We start from the raw sequence: 16,490 nt of genomic DNA on the forward strand, positions 1-16,490 counted from the left end.
AATTATATTGACAAGTTACTTTGCCATAGCTAGTATTTTGTAACCCTTAATTTTAAATTTAAAAGGTTACAATCTTCACAACCAGGAGCACTGCCATGCCTAGTAACTCCAATTTCCCTGTCCACTACCGTCATGTTGAAGCCGATGGCGTCAACGTATTCTACCGAGAAGCCGGCAACCCATCGGCGCCCACGCTGTTGCTGATCCATGGTTTTCCCAGCAGTTCCCATATGTACCGCCAGCTCCTGGCCGAGCTCTCTGACCAGTTCCATCTGGTTGCTCCTGACCTGCCGGGCTTCGGCTTTACCGAGGTACCAGAGACCCGTGGCTACACCTATACCTTCGATGCACTGGGCAAAACTCTTGAGGCCTTTGTCGATGCATTGGGTCTGCAGCGCTATGCGCTGTATGTGTTTGACTATGGTGCGCCGACTGGGCTGCGCCTGGCGCTCGCCAAACCGGAACGGGTCACCGGCCTGATTAGCCAAAATGGCAACGCATATCTGGAGGGGCTGGGAGATGCCTGGGATCCGATCCGCCTTTACTGGGAAACCCCCAGCCAGGAAAACCGCGATGCAATCCGCAAGATACTGACCCTGGAAGGCACGCGCTGGCAATACGAGCATGGAGTCCCGGATACTAGCCTGATCGCTCCGGAGTCCTACCAGTTGGATTACCTGCTGTTACAGCGTCCCGGCAATGACGAGATTCAGCTCGACCTCTTCCTGGACTATGCCAACAATCTTAAGCTCTATCCGAAGTTCCAAGCGTTCTTCCGCGAGCGCCAGATACCGACATTGGTCATCTGGGGTAAACACGACCCGTTCTTCATTCCGCCGGGAGCAGAGGCCTATCTGCGCGACAATCCGAACGCCCGGGTGGAGCTGCTGGACACAGGCCATTTTGCGCTGGAAACGCACGCAAGCCACATCATCCAGCGGATCCGCTCCATATTCGGCGCTATATTGGCGTGAGTTGCGACATCGGCTGCATAGATACCCTGCTTACTCAGATAACGCTTCCGACTGTGAGGGAATGTGCCGCAGCTGGTGGACTACGATGGCAAGATTACTTGCTGGCAATATTTGTGTGTGTAGCTGATAAGTAATCGACAATGGACAGCTCCGGTTAAATGAAAAGCGGAGCCTGATCGCCGCATTTGACATTGGTGCAGAACAGCAGGAAATAAAGTCAGCCACTAATCCTTCATCTGATATGCGCCTGTCATCATCGCGCGATATACTGTTACCAATAAGCCAAGCTGTGGCACAGCGAATTTATGCCCAATCTGCCTTGGCATAAGAACTCAGAAAACCAATCATCAGCCAAGATCAACCACACCTCTTCAGTTGCATCACATTTCCATGATCCAGACTATGCAGCGCCGCCGGGCGTTATTCATGTTTTTCCTGCTCACGGGGCTGGCAGTAGCTTCCTGGGTCACACGAACTCCGGCCATTCGGGACCAGCTTGAAGTCTCAATCGCAGAAATGGGACTGATCCTGTTCAGCATTTCCGTTGGTGCGATGACGGGTATCCTGAGTTCGGGCAAGCTGGTACAACATTGGGGTACAAAACCCGTGATCCGTACAGGCATGCTGCTGCTCCTGCTAGGGCTAGGCGTCATGGCGGCAGGGCTAAGCTGGACGTTGACGTTAGTGGTGGCGCTGGGCCTCATGCTGTTTGGATTAGGTGTCGGTGTAGCGGAGATCGCGCTCAACATTGAAGGCGCCGAAGTTGAACGGATCACACAAAAACCGGCGCTGGCCATGTTGCATGCCGGTTTCAGCCTGGGCACCTTTCTGGGCGGGATTGTCGGCATCGGCCTGGCAAGTGTTGAATTCCCGGTCACCTGGCATATTGGACTGACCACATTGTATGGAATCCCCATCACACTTTGGGCGTTACAAGCCATTCCGCACGACATCGGCAAAGAAGCCGTAACTCCGGCTGGCATGCCCAATAAAACCGGGCAGCCATTCAAGCCGTGGCAAGACTGGCAATTGATGTGCATCGGTCTGATCGTGCTCGGCATGGCATTGGCAGAAGGCTCCGCTACCGACTGGATTCCTATCCTCATGGTGGATGAGCATCACTTCAATGCCACGATTGGTTCCATGATCTACACAGGGTTTGCCGGCATGATGGCCCTGGGCCGTTTCAGCGGTCATTACTTCCTCACGCGCTTCGGCAGAGTATCCGTAGTACGCGCCAGTGCCTTGCTGGGGGTGGCCGGCATCGGCATGGTGATTTTTGCCAGCCATCCTTATGTGGCAGCGGCAGCCGTGCTGTTCTGGGGGTTGGGTACATCGCTGGGGTTCCCCCTGGCCATCTCGGCCGCCGGCGATACCGGCAGTCATCCGACAGCGCGCGTCAGCGTGGTTGCCACAGCAGGTTATATTGCCTTTCTGGCAGGCCCGCCCTTACTGGGCTTTTTGGGTGAACACTTTTCCCTGCGCCATGCACTGCTGGTGGTACTGTTCTTTGTCGGCCTGGCGTTCTTCCTCGCACGTGCGGTATCTCCGCGCGCCAAGGCTTAAGGTTCACACCCGTACTCCTGTTCTCATCTCGCTTTTTACAGGCTTTTACACAAGAAGGGGAATTCCCCTTCACCTATAATTTAGTACGGCCTTATCATTAATTCCTGGCAAGATATTGTCAGGATTTAATATTAGCCTGGCATTAATCAGCCTCATCTATGCTCCACTCTTTTACAACAGGCTGTATCATGCTAATGAGACTAAATCTTCTGCATTACCGGCCGTAAGCAAATCGGCGAGGTATTTGCAGAGGCAGTGACTAGCCCCCCCTGGACTAAGAACATAGGTAATTATGAAGAACTTCAACCTCGTTGATACCGCCAAGGTATTGATACTGGATGATCAAGCTGTCAGCCGCTCAATCCTGTCGAAAATCGTCAGGAACCTCGGGCGCGGCATCAAGACCTTTGAGTTTTCCTCACCAACCGAAGCGCTGCTATGGGCGCAGGACAATACCGCAGACCTGCTGCTGGTAGATTACGAAATGCCCGGCATGAACGGTCTGTGTTTCATCAATGAAATCACACGCTTGCCGCAGTATCAATCCGTCCCCACTATCATGATTACGATCAAGCAGGACGTGGAAATCCGCTATGCGGCACTGGATGCCGGCGTGACCGATTTTCTCACCAAGCCCGTGGATATGCATGAATGCATGGCGCGCTGCAAGAACCTCATCACATTGCGTCAGCAAAGGCTCACATTGGAAGATAAAAGCCGCCTGCTGGAATGCATGGTGCGCGAAGCCACTGAAAACATCCTCATGCGCGAGAAAGAAACGCTGATGCACCTCGCCCGCGCTGGGGAATATCGCGATTACGATACGGCCCAGCACCTGCTGCGCATGGCGCTTTATAGCCGCGTATTGGCCGAGGCACTGGGCTTCCCGGAGGAGGAGGCGGAACTGATTGAACTGGCAGCGCCATTGCACGACATCGGCAAGATCGGCATCCCGGACAGCGTATTGCTGAAACAAGGCCCATTTACGCCGGAAGAAAAAAAGGTCATGCAGGAACACCCGCTGATCGGTTATGAGATCCTGCAAGGCAGCCCATCCAAGTATCTGCAGAAAGGCAGCGAGATTGCGCTTGCCCATCATGAGAAATTCGACGGCTCCGGCTATCCTTATGGCATGTCGGGCCAGGAAATTCCTTTGTCCGCCCGGATTGTCGCTGTCGCGGATGTGTTTGACGCCCTCACCAGCCGCCGCCCCTACAAGGAAGCATGGAGTGTCAACAGCGCGGTGGACTACCTGCATGCAGAAAGCGGCAAGCACTTTGACCCGGAGTTGATCAAGCTGATTCCCGATGTGCGGGTGTTGTTTGAGGAAATCCACAAGCGCCATGCTTCCTGAGCTTGCAAATTTCCCCAATTGGGGACTTGAATATAACTTTATCTAAGCGCAACCTATACACGCATTCAGGACGATACGTGGACTGCAGTTCTATTGCAGTGCTTTCGCAACCTTAAAAAACTTGACCGGCATGATGTCACTAATGCAACCCTTCAAGCGGGCCAGGCGATACTGGCTGACTCTAAGCAGGCACTGCGACCCGCTGGAACTTGAGCAGGCCGTGATCCGCATCTGGCTATGCATGGCATTCCTTTCCTTTCTGGTCTACCGGCAAATAGCAGGGCTAAATACCGAGGGTAACGCCTTCCCGCTCGCAATCACAATGACACTGACATTCCAGTTATTGTCTTTTGTGTTACTCGGGCTGATCCTGTTCACAAAAAAGCACCCTGTCCTGCGCAGGTTGTCCGGTGCATGGCTGGATATAAGCCTGCCCACCATGCTCATGGCCATGACGGGGGAAATGGGCGTCATCCTGGTTGGGGTGTATCTATGGGTAACCTTTGGTAATGGTTTCCGCTTTGGCAAGAAATACCTGATTCACTCCCAGATACTCAGCCTGGCCGGTTTTCTCTATATCATCAACGTCAACCCGTTCTGGTTGCAGCATCAGGCCATCGGTTACAGCCTGTTGCTCATGCTGGTGGCATTGCCGCTGTATGTCGCCACCCTCATCACCCGCATTGAGGAAGCCAGGCAAAAAGCCGAAGTGGCCAACCACGCCAAAACCCGCTTTGTCGCCAACATGAGCCATGAAATCCGCACCCCGCTCAATGGCATCATCGGCATCAGCACCCTGTTGCGCAATACGCAGCTCAACAGCGAGCAGGATGAATTGCTGCGTACACTGGAAAGTTCCTCCAAGCTATTGCTGGCGCAACTCAACAATGTGCTGGATTTTTCCAAGATCGAGCAGGAAAAACTGCAGGTGGAAGAAACCGAGCTCTCCTTGCGCGAGCTAGTGGAACAAACCATAGAAGTTTTCAAAGGGCAGGCGCTCAACAAACGGATATCTCTGGAAAAAATCATTGGCCTTGATGACGTGCGCGTCAAAAGTGACCCTTACATTCTGCAGCAAATCCTCGCCAATCTCGTCGGCAATGCTGTCAAATTTACCGAACGTGGCTCGGTTACGCTGGCGGTACATACCCTGGAATCAACAGACAATCACGGCGTATACCGCATCGAGGTCATTGATACCGGCATCGGCATTTCCGCTGAACAGCGTGAACGCATTTTCGAGAGTTTCACCCAGGCAGACATTTCCACCACACGCAAATTTGGCGGCAGCGGCCTGGGGCTTACCATTGCCAAGCGCTTGGTTGAGGCATTGGGCAGCACGCTGAACCTGAATAGCGCATCCAATGTCGGCAGCCGTTTCTGGTTTGACCTCAAATTGGAAATCAGCACACCCGCCCCTGTCGTTGCACTAGCCCCGGTTGACAGCAATCTCCAGGCCACCACCAAACCGCTCAAGATTCTGGTATGCGAGGACAATGTCACCAACCAGACCATCATCGTCAAACTGCTGCAATTGCCCGGCCATCATGTCGCAGTGGTCAACAATGCCGATGAATTACTGGACAGGCTGGAAATTGAGCAATTCGACCTGGTGGTATCCGACCTCAATATGGCGGGCATGAATGGGATTGACGCCCTGAAACTGTATCGATTCCTGCGGCCGGACGACCGGCAAACCAAATTCATCCTGTTCACGGCCGACGCCACGGTAGAAACCAAGACCGCCGCCGAAGTAGCGGGATTTGACGCTTATCTGACCAAACCGATTGAAACCAAGCTGTTGTTTGACACCATTGCCAACCTCAAAGGCGAGCCGGTCTCAGGCCAGGTAGCCCAGCTTTATGCAAAAAAGAATGCAGTACCGCAACAGGAAACTGCCAATATCAACAACGACATATTGTCTAGCGATACATTGTCAGAACTTGAACTGCTGGGTGGACAGGACAGTATGTTTGTACCACGCCTGTTGAGCAAATATGTCACCGACTGTGGAGCACTGATCAAACTGATCAAGCAGAACCTCAGCACCAAGCGGTATGGTGAACTGCATGAGTTTTGCCATGCACTCAAGGGCAATAGCCTGAGCGTTGGCGCAATCGCCGTCAGCAAGCAGGCAGAGCTCATGGACAAAGCAAGCCCGGAGGAGCTGCGTTTCCGCGGCACCATCATGTTCGAGCAACTGGAAAAAGAATTTGAGGCAGCCAAGCAAGCCATCAATGGCTACTTGAGCAGCCGCCAGGCTGCCTCAAGCTAGGTTTCACCCCGCCACCTTTACTGCTACTTCGTCCTGCTCACCTACCTTGCTGTTCTGGGCACGCACCAGACGCTCCATCACCTTGAGGTTGCGATCGGTCAGACGCAATGCGGCATCCACCCAGATTTCCGTAATATCCAGCAGCTCCTGCTTGGTAAGCGGGTTGACACGCTGCTTGGCTTTTTGGATGGCCTGGAAGGAATTCAAGGATTTATGCGTCTTGCGCACCCAATCCTGCAATGCCTTTTCACCCTGGCCTTCCTCTGCCAATACATCCACCACGCCCATGCCGTAAAGCTCTTCTGCGGTATAGACCTTACCTGAACGAATCATCTTCTCGGCAGCGTTCAAGCCGATACGGCGTGAAAGAAAGCTCATCGCCCCCATGCCGGGGAACAGGTTGAAGAGCACTTCCGGCAAGCCCATGAGCGAACCTTTCTCCGCCACCAGCACATGCGCGGACAAGGCAGCCTCGAATCCGCCGCCCATGGCCTGTCCCTTGACCAGGGAAATAGTCGTGATCGGCGCCTGCATGTTATAGAAGGTCCATAGATTGTCTATGCACAAATGGGCATAATCGAGCAGCTTGCTCCTTTCCTGTTTCTCTATCGCTTCCTTGAAGGTTGCCAGGTCTCCTCCAAGGTTGAATATGCCTTCAACATCCGACGCCAGCACCAGGTAGTTGGTAAGCTGCTGAGGCCGATGTTGCGGGTTGGCGTGGGATGCTTCAATTTGTGTTTGATTGAGCAATAACTCGCTCATGCAAATGCGATTGAAGCACGGCCGCGGGCTTGGCCGCATAAACAACCAAGTAATACCGAACTCAGACTCATAGTGGGTACGCACTTGCTCAAATTGGACGGTGTTCAAAGGATTGAAATCAATGACGGCATTCATAATAAAACTCCCCATAACGAAGGTTAAAAAAGCACTACATGTACAGACGTAGCACAATTGTGTTGCAAGGTAAATGCCTGATTGATTATTAAAAATTCAACCATCAGGAAACTTTGCCGTTAATATCCGCAATAAATACAACCTCGTCGACAATGGATATAAAAAATGATGAAACGAGTACTAGGGCTATGGATGTGGGGAATAGGCAGCATCAGCATATCTGCACAAGGTGCAGGCTTTGCTCTGATCGAGCAAAGTGCTTCCGGCTTTGGCAATGCCTATGCCGGCATGGCGGCACGCGCAGATGACGCCAGTGTTCAGTTTTTCAATCCAGCAAACCTGTCCTGGCTGCCACCAGGCAAGCAGATCGTGCTGGGCGGCAGTGCAATATTGCCGAATATCAAACTCAAAAACGCGAGCGCCAGCAACACAACGACAGGCACCGCCATCCAGGGCAATGATGGCGGCGATGCTGGAACACTGGTCTTGGTGCCCAATTTCTACTTCGCAAATGATGTGGGCCAGAATCTCAAGTTTGGCCTGGGTATCACCGTCCCTTACGGCCTTACCTCAGAATACAAGGATGGCTGGGTAGGGCGTTACAATGCGCTCAAGTCTGAACTCATGACCGTCAACATCAACCCTGCGCTTTCGTTCAAGCCTTCGGAAAAATGGTCGATCGGCGGCGGCATCAGTTTGCAATACGTCAAGGCTGAACTCACCAATGCAGTGGACGCACGCACTATCACTGGCGGCCTCGTCACGACAGACAGTTACAGCAAAATGTCAGGAGACGACCTGAGTTGGGGCTTCAACCTGGGCGCGGTATACAAGCCATGGGACGGCACCACTCTCGGGGCCAGCTACCGTTCACATATCAAACACACATTGCACGGAGAAGCACGTTTCAGGCATGCATCTCCTGCACTCGGCGCCAGAGTGGCTGACTCTGATATCAATGCTAATCTTTCTTTGCCGGAAACCGTCTCATTAAGCCTGGCCCAAAAGATCAATGACAAGTTGGAACTGCTGGCAGACGTTACCTGGACCAACTGGAGCCGCTTCAAGGAACTGCGCATCCAATTCGACAACCAGGGAATGGCGGACAATGTCACCACCAACAAGTGGGATGACAGTTACCGTGTTTCCTTAGGCGGCAATTACCGTTACAGCGAGCTGCTGACATTGCGCGCAGGGGTCGCCTACGACCAGTCCGCAGTGCCTGATTCCGCGCACCTGACAGCGCGCATCCCGGATGCAGACCGCACCTGGTTTGCTGTCGGCGCGGGCTGGAAGCTGGATTCGTCCAATACCCTGGATTTCGGCTACGCTTACCTGCGCATCAAAGATGCCCGGACCAACCACAGCAGCGAGGGTGCGATCAGGCATGCGATACAAGGCGAATACGCTTCAAAGGTGGACATCCTCAGCGTGCAGTGGACACATAGCTTCTAAAGTTTGGGACCAGTCAATAAAACGGCGCCAAGCCTATCGAGAGGCTTGGCGCCTTTTTATTGTTACAAAAATTATCAGTTAGGCAGGGGACTAGTAGACCATTCCTTCATCGCTTGTTCGCCCGGGCGATCTACCGTGACCTCGGCATCATCGGTGGCAGTCACCCAACTCACAGGGATATAGTGATGCTGACCTTTTTCATCCTTCTGGAGCTTGATCTGATTGCTGCCTTCCATATGATCCACAGTGGCAAACCGGCCACCCTGGGAACAGATCACTGGCATACCGGGCAGGATTCCGTGGGAAAGACTCATGATATTGCTCCTTTCAAACTAATGAGCCTTCATGTTATCCATGATGTTGTCCCGGCAGGATAGGCAACATGCTGAAAGCCTTGTCAGAATTGCTTAAGGGCTGCAGGACTGCTGACGTCAATTTTCGCGCTGATACGGTTTTGCACTCAAATAGAACAAGGCGGGTTGCCGCAGACAATGCTGACATACAGCAAGGTGGCCCAACGCCGTTTTCGTTGGAATTACACGTTTGACGAAACCGCATGAAAACACCAATGCCAAGGCTCGTAGCTATAGCCATATCTGTTGTTTCTGGGATAGGACATGGCAAACCCATGACTGGATGCATGCTGCGACAACCACTGAAAAGCTGGAGTATGTTCAAATGAAACATCCAGGTTCAGGGATGCCGGAGTGGCAATATCCACGGCCTTTCCTGAATGATGTTCGCTATAGCCTGGCACCGCACTGACCAATAATATTTCTTCGAGACTTTGTCCCTGTTGCAACTTGCGGCGAATAATCCTAGCCTGGTAATCAACACTGCGGAATGCGGACAGCAACACCAGATCGACACCATCATGGTCCGCGGCTTGTTGCATGCTATGCCAGGCATTTGCCGTACCGGGCTCAAGAAGAAATGGCCTGCCATCTTTGGCGATAGAAGTAGTCTCGACCAAATCCTTTGCCTCCATGAACAACGGCAAATCTCTATCCACAACAACATGCTTTGGAATCCCAAGCTCGCGCATCAGCGCATCAATCCGTATCAGGTAATCTGCATGCACCATGAAATTAAGCGCGGCTAACAAAACTCAGTGAAGCGATCCTGGCTAGCCGTTTTGCCGAAGGTATTACAAGGGGGGTATGACAAAGGAGAAACACCACCAAGAGAGTTTTGTTAGCCACTCTAAATATCAGCTCCGCGCAATCAGCACATCGCAAGGCACTGTATCCAGTATGCGCATGGCCACGCTGCCCAGCAACACACCCAAGAGGCCGCTGCGACCACGGGTCGCTACTACCACAAGGTCAATCCTTTTGTCCTGGACATACTTTTCCAGCAGCAAGTCCGGCTCGCCATATTCCACCACCACCTCTATGCTGGTAGCCGCATCCTCGCCAGCCACATCGCGGATGAAGTCCTGGCAGTTCTGGATGGCATCACCGCGCAGTTCGCTCTCGTACGCCACCCTGTCATCCATGCGGCTGGCAAAATGGGCGAAGGCAGCATGGAACACCACTAGATTTTTCGGCCCGAACAGATCGACGGCACGGGCAAGCGCCACGCGCGAAAGCTCTGAGAGGTCGGTAGCGACCACGATCTTGCGGTAGGGCTGGCGCAAACGTTTCTTCACCACCAACACCGGCACCTTGGCTTGGCGCGCCAGTTCGGTGACCGTATCGCCAAGCAGGGCTTTCTCAAAGGCGCCGTCGCGCTTGACGCCGGTCAGGATAAGTTCAGCCTGTATTTCTTCAGCCACCTGCAATACCACTTCGCCAGGCTTGCCGCGCACCACGCGCGCGCTGATGCCCGGCAACGCCGTCACGCCTAGCTCTTCTTCCAACTCTGCCTGTACTGCAAGCGCGGCATCCTGCGGCTGGCGCCAGCTGGGCTCATCCAGAACCGGCTGCGGCTGCTCGAATGCATGCACCAGGGTCAAGGGCGCCTGCCACTCGCGGGAGAGCTGCACCGCCCGGTCCAGCGCGCGGTCGCAACGTGCGCCAAGATCGGTAGCTAATAACAACTGGCGCGGTTTTTTTGTCTCGAAGTTGGTGGTCACCAGGTTTCCTTTCTATGATTCAGCCAGCACATTGGTTTTGAAGCGCTTGCGTATCAGTGCTTTTTCCAGTTCCAGCACCAGCATGAAGACGATGCCGATCAATATGATCACGAGGCCATCGGTCCAGTCAACCGGCGCAGAGGAAAATAGCGCATGCAGGGGTGGAGCATAGGTGAAAGCCAGTTGCGCGACAATCACCACGGCAAGCGCAATCAAAAGAATCGGCGTGCCGATCAGCCCGCGCCAGCTGAATGAGCGTGCGTTGATGTAGCGCACGTTGAACAGGTAGAAGATTTCCAGCACCACCAGCGTATTGACCACCATGGTGCGTGCCACTTCCTCGCCCAGGTCGCGCCGCATGGCGTATTCAAAAATAACAAACACACCGATCGTGAACAATACCGAGACAAACCCCACGCGCCAGAGCAGGAAAGGAGAAAGCAGGGCAGAGTTTCTTGAACGCGGCGGGCGTTCCATGACATCGGGCTCCGACGGCTCGAACGCGAGCACCAGGCCCAGGGTCACGGTCAACACCATGTTGATCCAGAGAATCTGTGCCGGCGTCATCGGCAATGACATACCCAGCAGGAGCGCAATCACCACCGCCAGGGCCTCGCCGCCGTTGGTGGGCAAGGTCCATGCAATCACCTTGCGCACATTGTCATATACGGTGCGCCCGGCATGCACCGCCGAGACGATGGTGGCAAAGTTGTCGTCAGCCAGCACCATTTCCGAGGCCTGCTTGGCGGCCTCGGTGCCTTTCTTGCCCATGGCGATGCCGACATCCGCTTGTTTTAGCGAGGGTGCGTCGTTGACGCCATCGCCCGTCATCGCCACCACTTCGCCCTGTGCCTGCAGCGCCTTGACGATGCGCAGCTTGTGCTCAGGCGTCGTGCGGGCAAACACGCTGGTTTTTGCCAATACCGCGTTCAATTCATTATCCGGCACCTTGTCCAGCTCTGCCCCGGTCATCACGCCTGGCTCGTCTGCAAGATGAAGCTGCTTGGCAATCGCCTGGGCAGTGGCGGCATGGTCGCCCGTAATCATCTTGACCTTGACCCCGGCCGAACGGCAGCTGGCAATGGCATCCAGCACCTCATCACGCGGAGGGTCGATGAAGCCCATGACGCCGAGAAATTCCAAGCCGCTTTCCACATCCTTGAGCTCAAGTTGCTGCTTGCCATCCTCACAACGCATGGCGGCAAAGCCCAGCACGCGCTCGCCATGGCCGGCCGCTTCGCTGATGCAATCGGCCCAGTAATCATGATCCGGCTGCTGGCACCTTTCCAGCACGCTTTCGGGCGCGCCCTTGATGAAAATCCAGCTGCCGTGTTCCTGGTGATGATGCAGCGTCGCCATGAACTTGTGCTTGCTGTCGAACGGTATTTCATCCACGCGCTTCCAGGCGTCGCGCTCTTGCTGCGTATCTAGTCCGGCTTTCACGGCCAATGCCACCAGCGCGCCTTCCATGGGGTCGCCCAACACCTGCCAGTGACCGGACTCCTCCTTGAGCTTGGCATCATTGCAGAGCAGACCCGCGCGCACCAACTCATTCCATTCATCTTCCGGCGCGCCATCCTGCGGCTTGATCTCGCCCTCGGGTATATAGCCGGTGCCTTCCACCAGGTAATGCGCCTTGCCTGCCACCAGGCGCCGCACCGTCATTTCGTTACGGGTAAGGGTACCGGTCTTGTCGGAACAGATGACCGAAGTCGCCCCCAGGGTTTCCACCGCGGGCAGGCGGCGGATGATGGCATTGCGCTTGGCCATGCGCTGCACGCCGATGGCAAGCGTAATAGTGATCACGGCGGGCAGGCCTTCCGGCACCAGGCCGACCGAGATCGCCACCACTACCATGAAGCCATCGATCCAGCTGTAGTTCTGCACCAACTTGGCAAACGCCAGCAGCGCCAGCGCCAGGCTGAGCGCAAACCAGGTAAACCAGCGCCCGAAATGATTGATTTGCTGCAGGAGCGGGGTTTCCAGCATTTCCACCTTGGAAATCATGCTGCTGATCCGGCCTATCTCGGTGGCGCTGCCGGTTTCCACTACCACGGCGCGCGCCTGGCCGGCCGCGACGATGGTCCCGGAATACAGCATGGAATGCCTGTCCCCGAGATCAGCGCCTTCCTCCACTTCCTGTTCCTGCTTCTGGCTAGGAACGGATTCCCCGGTCAGGATAGCCTCTTCGCTGGAAAGCTGCTTGGCCTTGAGCAGCCGCACATCGGCAGGCACGCTGTCGCCGGCTTCCAGCACGACCACATCGCCCGGCACCAACTCCCCGATATCCAGGTGCTTGCGGTGGCCGTCTCGCAGCACCGTGACGTGCGGCACCATCATATTGCGTATCGCATCCAACGCCTGCTCAGCCTTGCCTTCCTGGATGTAGCCCACAATCGCGTTGATCAGCACTACGGCAAAAATCACCGCCGAGTCCACGGCATGATCGAGGAAGAACGCAATCACCGCCGCGGACATCATGAAATAGATCAGGGCATTGTTGAACTGCGACAAGAAGCGCATCACGGGGTGCTGCCTGCGCGGCGCGGGCAATTCGTTGCGCCCATGCTCCTGCAGGCGCTTCTCGGCTTCCTCGGTACTCAAACCCTCGGGACTGGATTGCATACGCTCGAGGACTTCACTGGTCTTGAGCGCATGCCATGGCGGCATGACAACTTCATCATTCTGGCTGGATTGCGGCGGCATTGGCAATGGCCTTTCAATGGTGGATGTTTTTTATTCTAACAAGGCTTTTGCTTATTCAGGCAAAACCATAATCAAAATATGGCTTATGGCTACTAACAAAACTTTCCTGGTGGTGTTGCTCTGCCTTGTCGTACCAGTTGTAATGCCTGCGGCAAGGCCGCCCAGCCAGGGCCGTTCACTGAGTTTCGTTAGCTGCTCTTAATAATAAATTAAAGCAGTATTGACAACCTGACCATGAAGCCTGAGCTATGTTCCTCAATCCCTGGAATCTGCACAGCAAACGCAACTGCATCGGCATCTCCATGCCTCACCCTCTCTTTTCGGGAATGAATAGGCTAAAATAGTCCTCTTGAACGACATTGGAATAGTATGGTGCCTGACCATGCTATTGCCTGGCTCAAGTCCACTCTTATCCATTGACAGGATCCGCCATGGAAACAATCAACCTCATGCCCCCCTGCGTACTCACCTTTGCCGCCACCGACCCGAGCAGCGGCGCAGGCCTGCAGGCAGACTTACTGGCATTGGCCAGCATCGGCTGCCACCCGTTGTCGGTCGTCACGGCGATTACCGTGCAAGATACGGTGGGTGTGGAGAACGTAGTGCCGCTCGATGCCGACCTCATCAATGAGCAGGCACGCACTATCCTTGAAGACATGCAGATTTCCGCATTCAAGCTCGGCATGCTGGGCAGCGTGGAAAACATTGCAGTGATTGCCGAAATCGTCGCAGATTATCCCGATGTGCCGTTATTGATAGACCCGATCCTGTCTTCGGGGCGGGGCGACGAACTTGCCAATGAAGCCATGCAGGAGGCGATGATAGACCTGCTGTTCCCGCAATCCACCCTGATCACGCCCAATAGCCTGGAAGCACGCCGCCTTGCATTTACCGGCGACGACACCGACGATATCGAGAACGCCTCCATGGATGAAGTGGTGGAGCGCCTGCTGGCGCTGGGCCCGGAATACGTCCTGGTGACCGGCACCCACGAGCGCTCGCCCCAAGTTGTCAACAACCTTTACGGCTCGCAGAAACTACTGCGCTCCTATCCATGCGAACGCCTGCCCGGCAGTTACCATGGCTCGGGCTGCACTCTGGCCTCTGCCATTGCAGCCTGTCTCGCCCATGGATTGGGGATGGAAGAAGCCATCGCCGAGGCACAGGAATATACCTGGCATTCGTTACGCCATGCCTTCCGACCCGGCATGGGCCAATATATCCCCGACCGTTTGTTCTGGGCGCGTGAAGAAACCGATGACGCAGAATAAACCGGCGGCTATCACTGGGTTGTACGCAATCACCCCGGATGAGACGGATACGCAAAAATTGCTGGCCGATAGCGAAGCCGCCCTGGTTGGCGGCGCCAGGATAATGCAATACCGCAACAAACGCGTTTCTGGCGAACAGGCGCGCGAACAGGCAAGCGCGCTGCTGGCGCTGTGCCGCCGTTACCAAGTGCCGCTCATCATCAATGACGACGTGCAGCTCGCCGCCAGCCTGGATGCCGATGGCGTGCACCTGGGCATAGACGATGGCGACATTGCCGACGCGCGCGCGCAACTTGGCGCAAGCAAGATCATTGGCGCCTCGTGTTACAACAACATTGCGCTTGCCCGGCAGGCAGCAACCATGGGCGCGGATTACGTCGCCTTCGGCGCCTGCTTCCCTTCATCCACCAAGCCCGGTGCAGCACGCGCAGAACCGGCGCTGTTCGCTGCCGCGCGTGAACTCAAGCTGCCCGTCGTTGCCATAGGCGGCATCACTCTGGAGAACGCAGCCAGCATCATCGCGGCAGGCGCCAATGCCATCGCCGTCATCGGCGCTTTGTGGCAGGCACCAGACATCAAGGCGCAAGCCAGCCAATTCAATCAACTTTTCAGTTAGAGCCAGGCCATGAGCAGAAACCAGCAATTATTCGAGCAATCCCAATCCCTGATTCCAGGCGGCGTCAACTCGCCGGTGCGCGCCTTCGGCTCGGTAGGCGGCACGCCGGTGTTCTTCAAGCGCGGCCTGGGCTCCAGGCTCTGGGACGAGGACGGCAAGGAATACATTGACTACGTCGGCTCCTGGGGTCCGATGATCCTCGGCCACGCCCAGCCTGACGTGATCGCTGCCGTGCAGCAGACGGCGGCCAACAGCCTGTCCTTTGGCGCGCCGACCGCGCTTGAGCTGGAAATGGCCGAACTGCTTACCCAGTTGGTGCCCAGCATGGAACAAGTGCGACTAGTCAGCTCCGGCACCGAAGCCACCATGAGCGCGATCCGGCTGGCACGCGGATTCACCGGCCGCAGCAAGATTCTCAAGTTCGAGGGATGTTACCACGGCCATGCCGATTCCCTGCTGGTCAAGGCCGGCTCGGGAGCGCTCACTTTCGGCCAGCCCAGCTCCGCCGGCGTTCCGCCCGAACTCGCAGCACACACACTGACCTTGTCTTACAACGATGTTCCGGCACTTGAGCAATTATTCGCGGAACTGGGCAATGAAATCGCCTGCGTGATTCTCGAACCGGTCGCAGGCAACATGAACCTGGTCAGGCCCACGGCGGAATTCCTCAATGCCTTGCGCACGTTGTGTACCCAGTCCGGCACATTGCTGATTTTTGACGAAGTGATGACCGGCTTCCGCGTAGCCCTGGGCGGCGCGCAGCAGCTATTCAACATCAAGCCCGACCTCACCACCCTAGGCAAGGTGATTGGCGGCGGCCTGCCGGTCGGCGCCTTTGGCGGCCGTGCCGATGTCATGGCTTTCCTCGCGCCATTGGGACCGGTATACCAGGCGGGCACTTTATCCGGCAACCCTGTTGCCGTAGCGGCGGGGCTTGCCACACTTAGGCAATTGCAGCGTCCCGGTTTCCATGATGAACTCTCCGCCCAGACGCGCCAGCTTACCGACGGCCTGACGCAAGCTGCACGTGATGCCGGCATCCCCTTCAGCGCGCAAAGCGTGGGCGGCATGTTCGGCATTTATTTCAGTGCAGAATGTCCCACCAGCTTTGCCGAAGTCATGCAGTCGGACAAGCAGGCATTCAACCGCTTCTTCCATGCCATGCTGGAGGAGGGGGTATACCTTGCACCGTCTGCTTTTGAAGCGGGCTTCGTCTCAATTGCGCATAGCGAAGCAGATATTAGCCAGACTATCACTGCAGCTCACCAGGTTTTTACCAGCCTGCGTTAATCAGGAACC

General features: G+C 55.4%; 13 protein-coding genes. 8 read left to right on the forward strand and 5 right to left on the reverse strand.

Features of this window, described 5'->3' with window-relative positions:
* The first annotated feature begins 95 nt into the window (after positions 1 to 95).
* The 4 genes from LG198_RS09055 to LG198_RS09070 all read left to right on the forward strand — a co-directional run bounded on the left by LG198_RS09055 (position 96) and on the right by LG198_RS09070 (position 6,169).
* Positions 96 to 974, forward strand: coding sequence for an alpha/beta fold hydrolase (locus tag LG198_RS09055; protein WP_230342848.1), 879 nt, complete (start codon positions 96 to 98; stop codon positions 972 to 974).
* A gap of 390 nt (positions 975 to 1,364) precedes the next feature.
* Complete coding sequence (locus tag LG198_RS09060) at positions 1,365 to 2,540, forward strand: MFS transporter (protein WP_230342849.1); 1,176 nt, start codon at positions 1,365 to 1,367, stop codon at positions 2,538 to 2,540.
* Between the two features lie 292 nt (positions 2,541 to 2,832).
* The gene (locus LG198_RS09065) at positions 2,833 to 3,894 is read left to right on the forward strand and encodes an HD domain-containing phosphohydrolase (protein WP_230342850.1); all 1,062 of its coding nucleotides are present in this window, start codon (positions 2,833 to 2,835) and stop codon (positions 3,892 to 3,894) included.
* Between the two features lie 142 nt (positions 3,895 to 4,036).
* Positions 4,037 to 6,169, forward strand: coding sequence for an ATP-binding protein (locus tag LG198_RS09070; RefSeq protein ID WP_230342851.1), 2,133 nt, complete (start codon positions 4,037 to 4,039; stop codon positions 6,167 to 6,169).
* 3 nt (positions 6,170 to 6,172) lie between these two features.
* Here the strand turns inward: LG198_RS09070 and LG198_RS09075 are convergent, their stop codons facing one another.
* On the reverse strand, positions 6,173 to 7,066 hold the full coding sequence (locus LG198_RS09075; protein WP_230342852.1) for a crotonase/enoyl-CoA hydratase family protein: 894 nt from the start codon (positions 7,064 to 7,066) through the stop codon (positions 6,173 to 6,175).
* 165 nt (positions 7,067 to 7,231) lie between these two features.
* Here LG198_RS09075 and LG198_RS09080 point away from each other — a divergent pair, with 165 nt between their 5' ends.
* Positions 7,232 to 8,521 carry an OmpP1/FadL family transporter gene (locus LG198_RS09080; RefSeq protein WP_230342853.1) on the forward strand — a complete coding sequence of 430 codons (1,290 nt, stop codon included), beginning with the start codon at positions 7,232 to 7,234 and terminating at the stop codon, positions 8,519 to 8,521.
* Between the two features lie 74 nt (positions 8,522 to 8,595).
* Here LG198_RS09080 and LG198_RS09085 read toward each other — a convergent pair whose 3' ends face one another.
* From LG198_RS09085 to LG198_RS09100, 4 genes are all read right to left on the reverse strand, one after another.
* Positions 8,596 to 8,835 carry a DUF2171 domain-containing protein gene (locus LG198_RS09085; protein WP_230342854.1) on the reverse strand — a complete coding sequence of 80 codons (240 nt, stop codon included), beginning with the start codon at positions 8,833 to 8,835 and terminating at the stop codon, positions 8,596 to 8,598.
* A 221-nt stretch (positions 8,836 to 9,056) separates the two neighbouring features.
* Positions 9,057 to 9,605 carry a M15 family metallopeptidase gene (locus tag LG198_RS09090; RefSeq protein ID WP_230342855.1) on the reverse strand — a complete coding sequence of 183 codons (549 nt, stop codon included), beginning with the start codon at positions 9,603 to 9,605 and terminating at the stop codon, positions 9,057 to 9,059.
* 126 nt (positions 9,606 to 9,731) lie between these two features.
* Complete coding sequence (locus LG198_RS09095) at positions 9,732 to 10,598, reverse strand: universal stress protein (RefSeq protein ID WP_230342856.1); 867 nt, start codon at positions 10,596 to 10,598, stop codon at positions 9,732 to 9,734.
* A 12-nt stretch (positions 10,599 to 10,610) separates the two neighbouring features.
* Entirely contained in the window at positions 10,611 to 13,304 is a 2,694-nt protein-coding gene (locus LG198_RS09100) for a cation-transporting P-type ATPase (RefSeq protein ID WP_230342857.1), read from the reverse strand.
* Positions 13,305 to 13,735: 431 nt separating this feature from the next.
* Between LG198_RS09100 and thiD the strand changes: the two genes are divergently transcribed.
* From thiD to hemL, 3 genes are read left to right on the forward strand one after another with little or no spacing between them, the layout of a single operon-like run.
* The gene (thiD, locus tag LG198_RS09105; RefSeq protein WP_268866823.1) at positions 13,736 to 14,575 is read left to right on the forward strand and encodes a bifunctional hydroxymethylpyrimidine kinase/phosphomethylpyrimidine kinase; all 840 of its coding nucleotides are present in this window, start codon (positions 13,736 to 13,738) and stop codon (positions 14,573 to 14,575) included.
* Positions 14,562 to 15,191 carry a thiamine phosphate synthase gene (gene thiE, locus LG198_RS09110; protein ID WP_230342858.1) on the forward strand — a complete coding sequence of 210 codons (630 nt, stop codon included), beginning with the start codon at positions 14,562 to 14,564 and terminating at the stop codon, positions 15,189 to 15,191. The genes thiD and thiE overlap by 14 nt, the downstream gene beginning before the upstream one ends.
* Positions 15,192 to 15,200: 9 nt before the next feature.
* Complete coding sequence (gene hemL / locus LG198_RS09115) at positions 15,201 to 16,481, forward strand: glutamate-1-semialdehyde 2,1-aminomutase (protein ID WP_230342859.1); 1,281 nt, start codon at positions 15,201 to 15,203, stop codon at positions 16,479 to 16,481.
* The last annotated feature ends 9 nt before the right edge of the window (positions 16,482 to 16,490 follow it).

Origin of the sequence: Methylobacillus arboreus (assembly GCF_020532725.1) — a bacterium.
GTDB lineage: Bacteria > Pseudomonadota > Gammaproteobacteria > Burkholderiales > Methylophilaceae > Methylobacillus > Methylobacillus arboreus.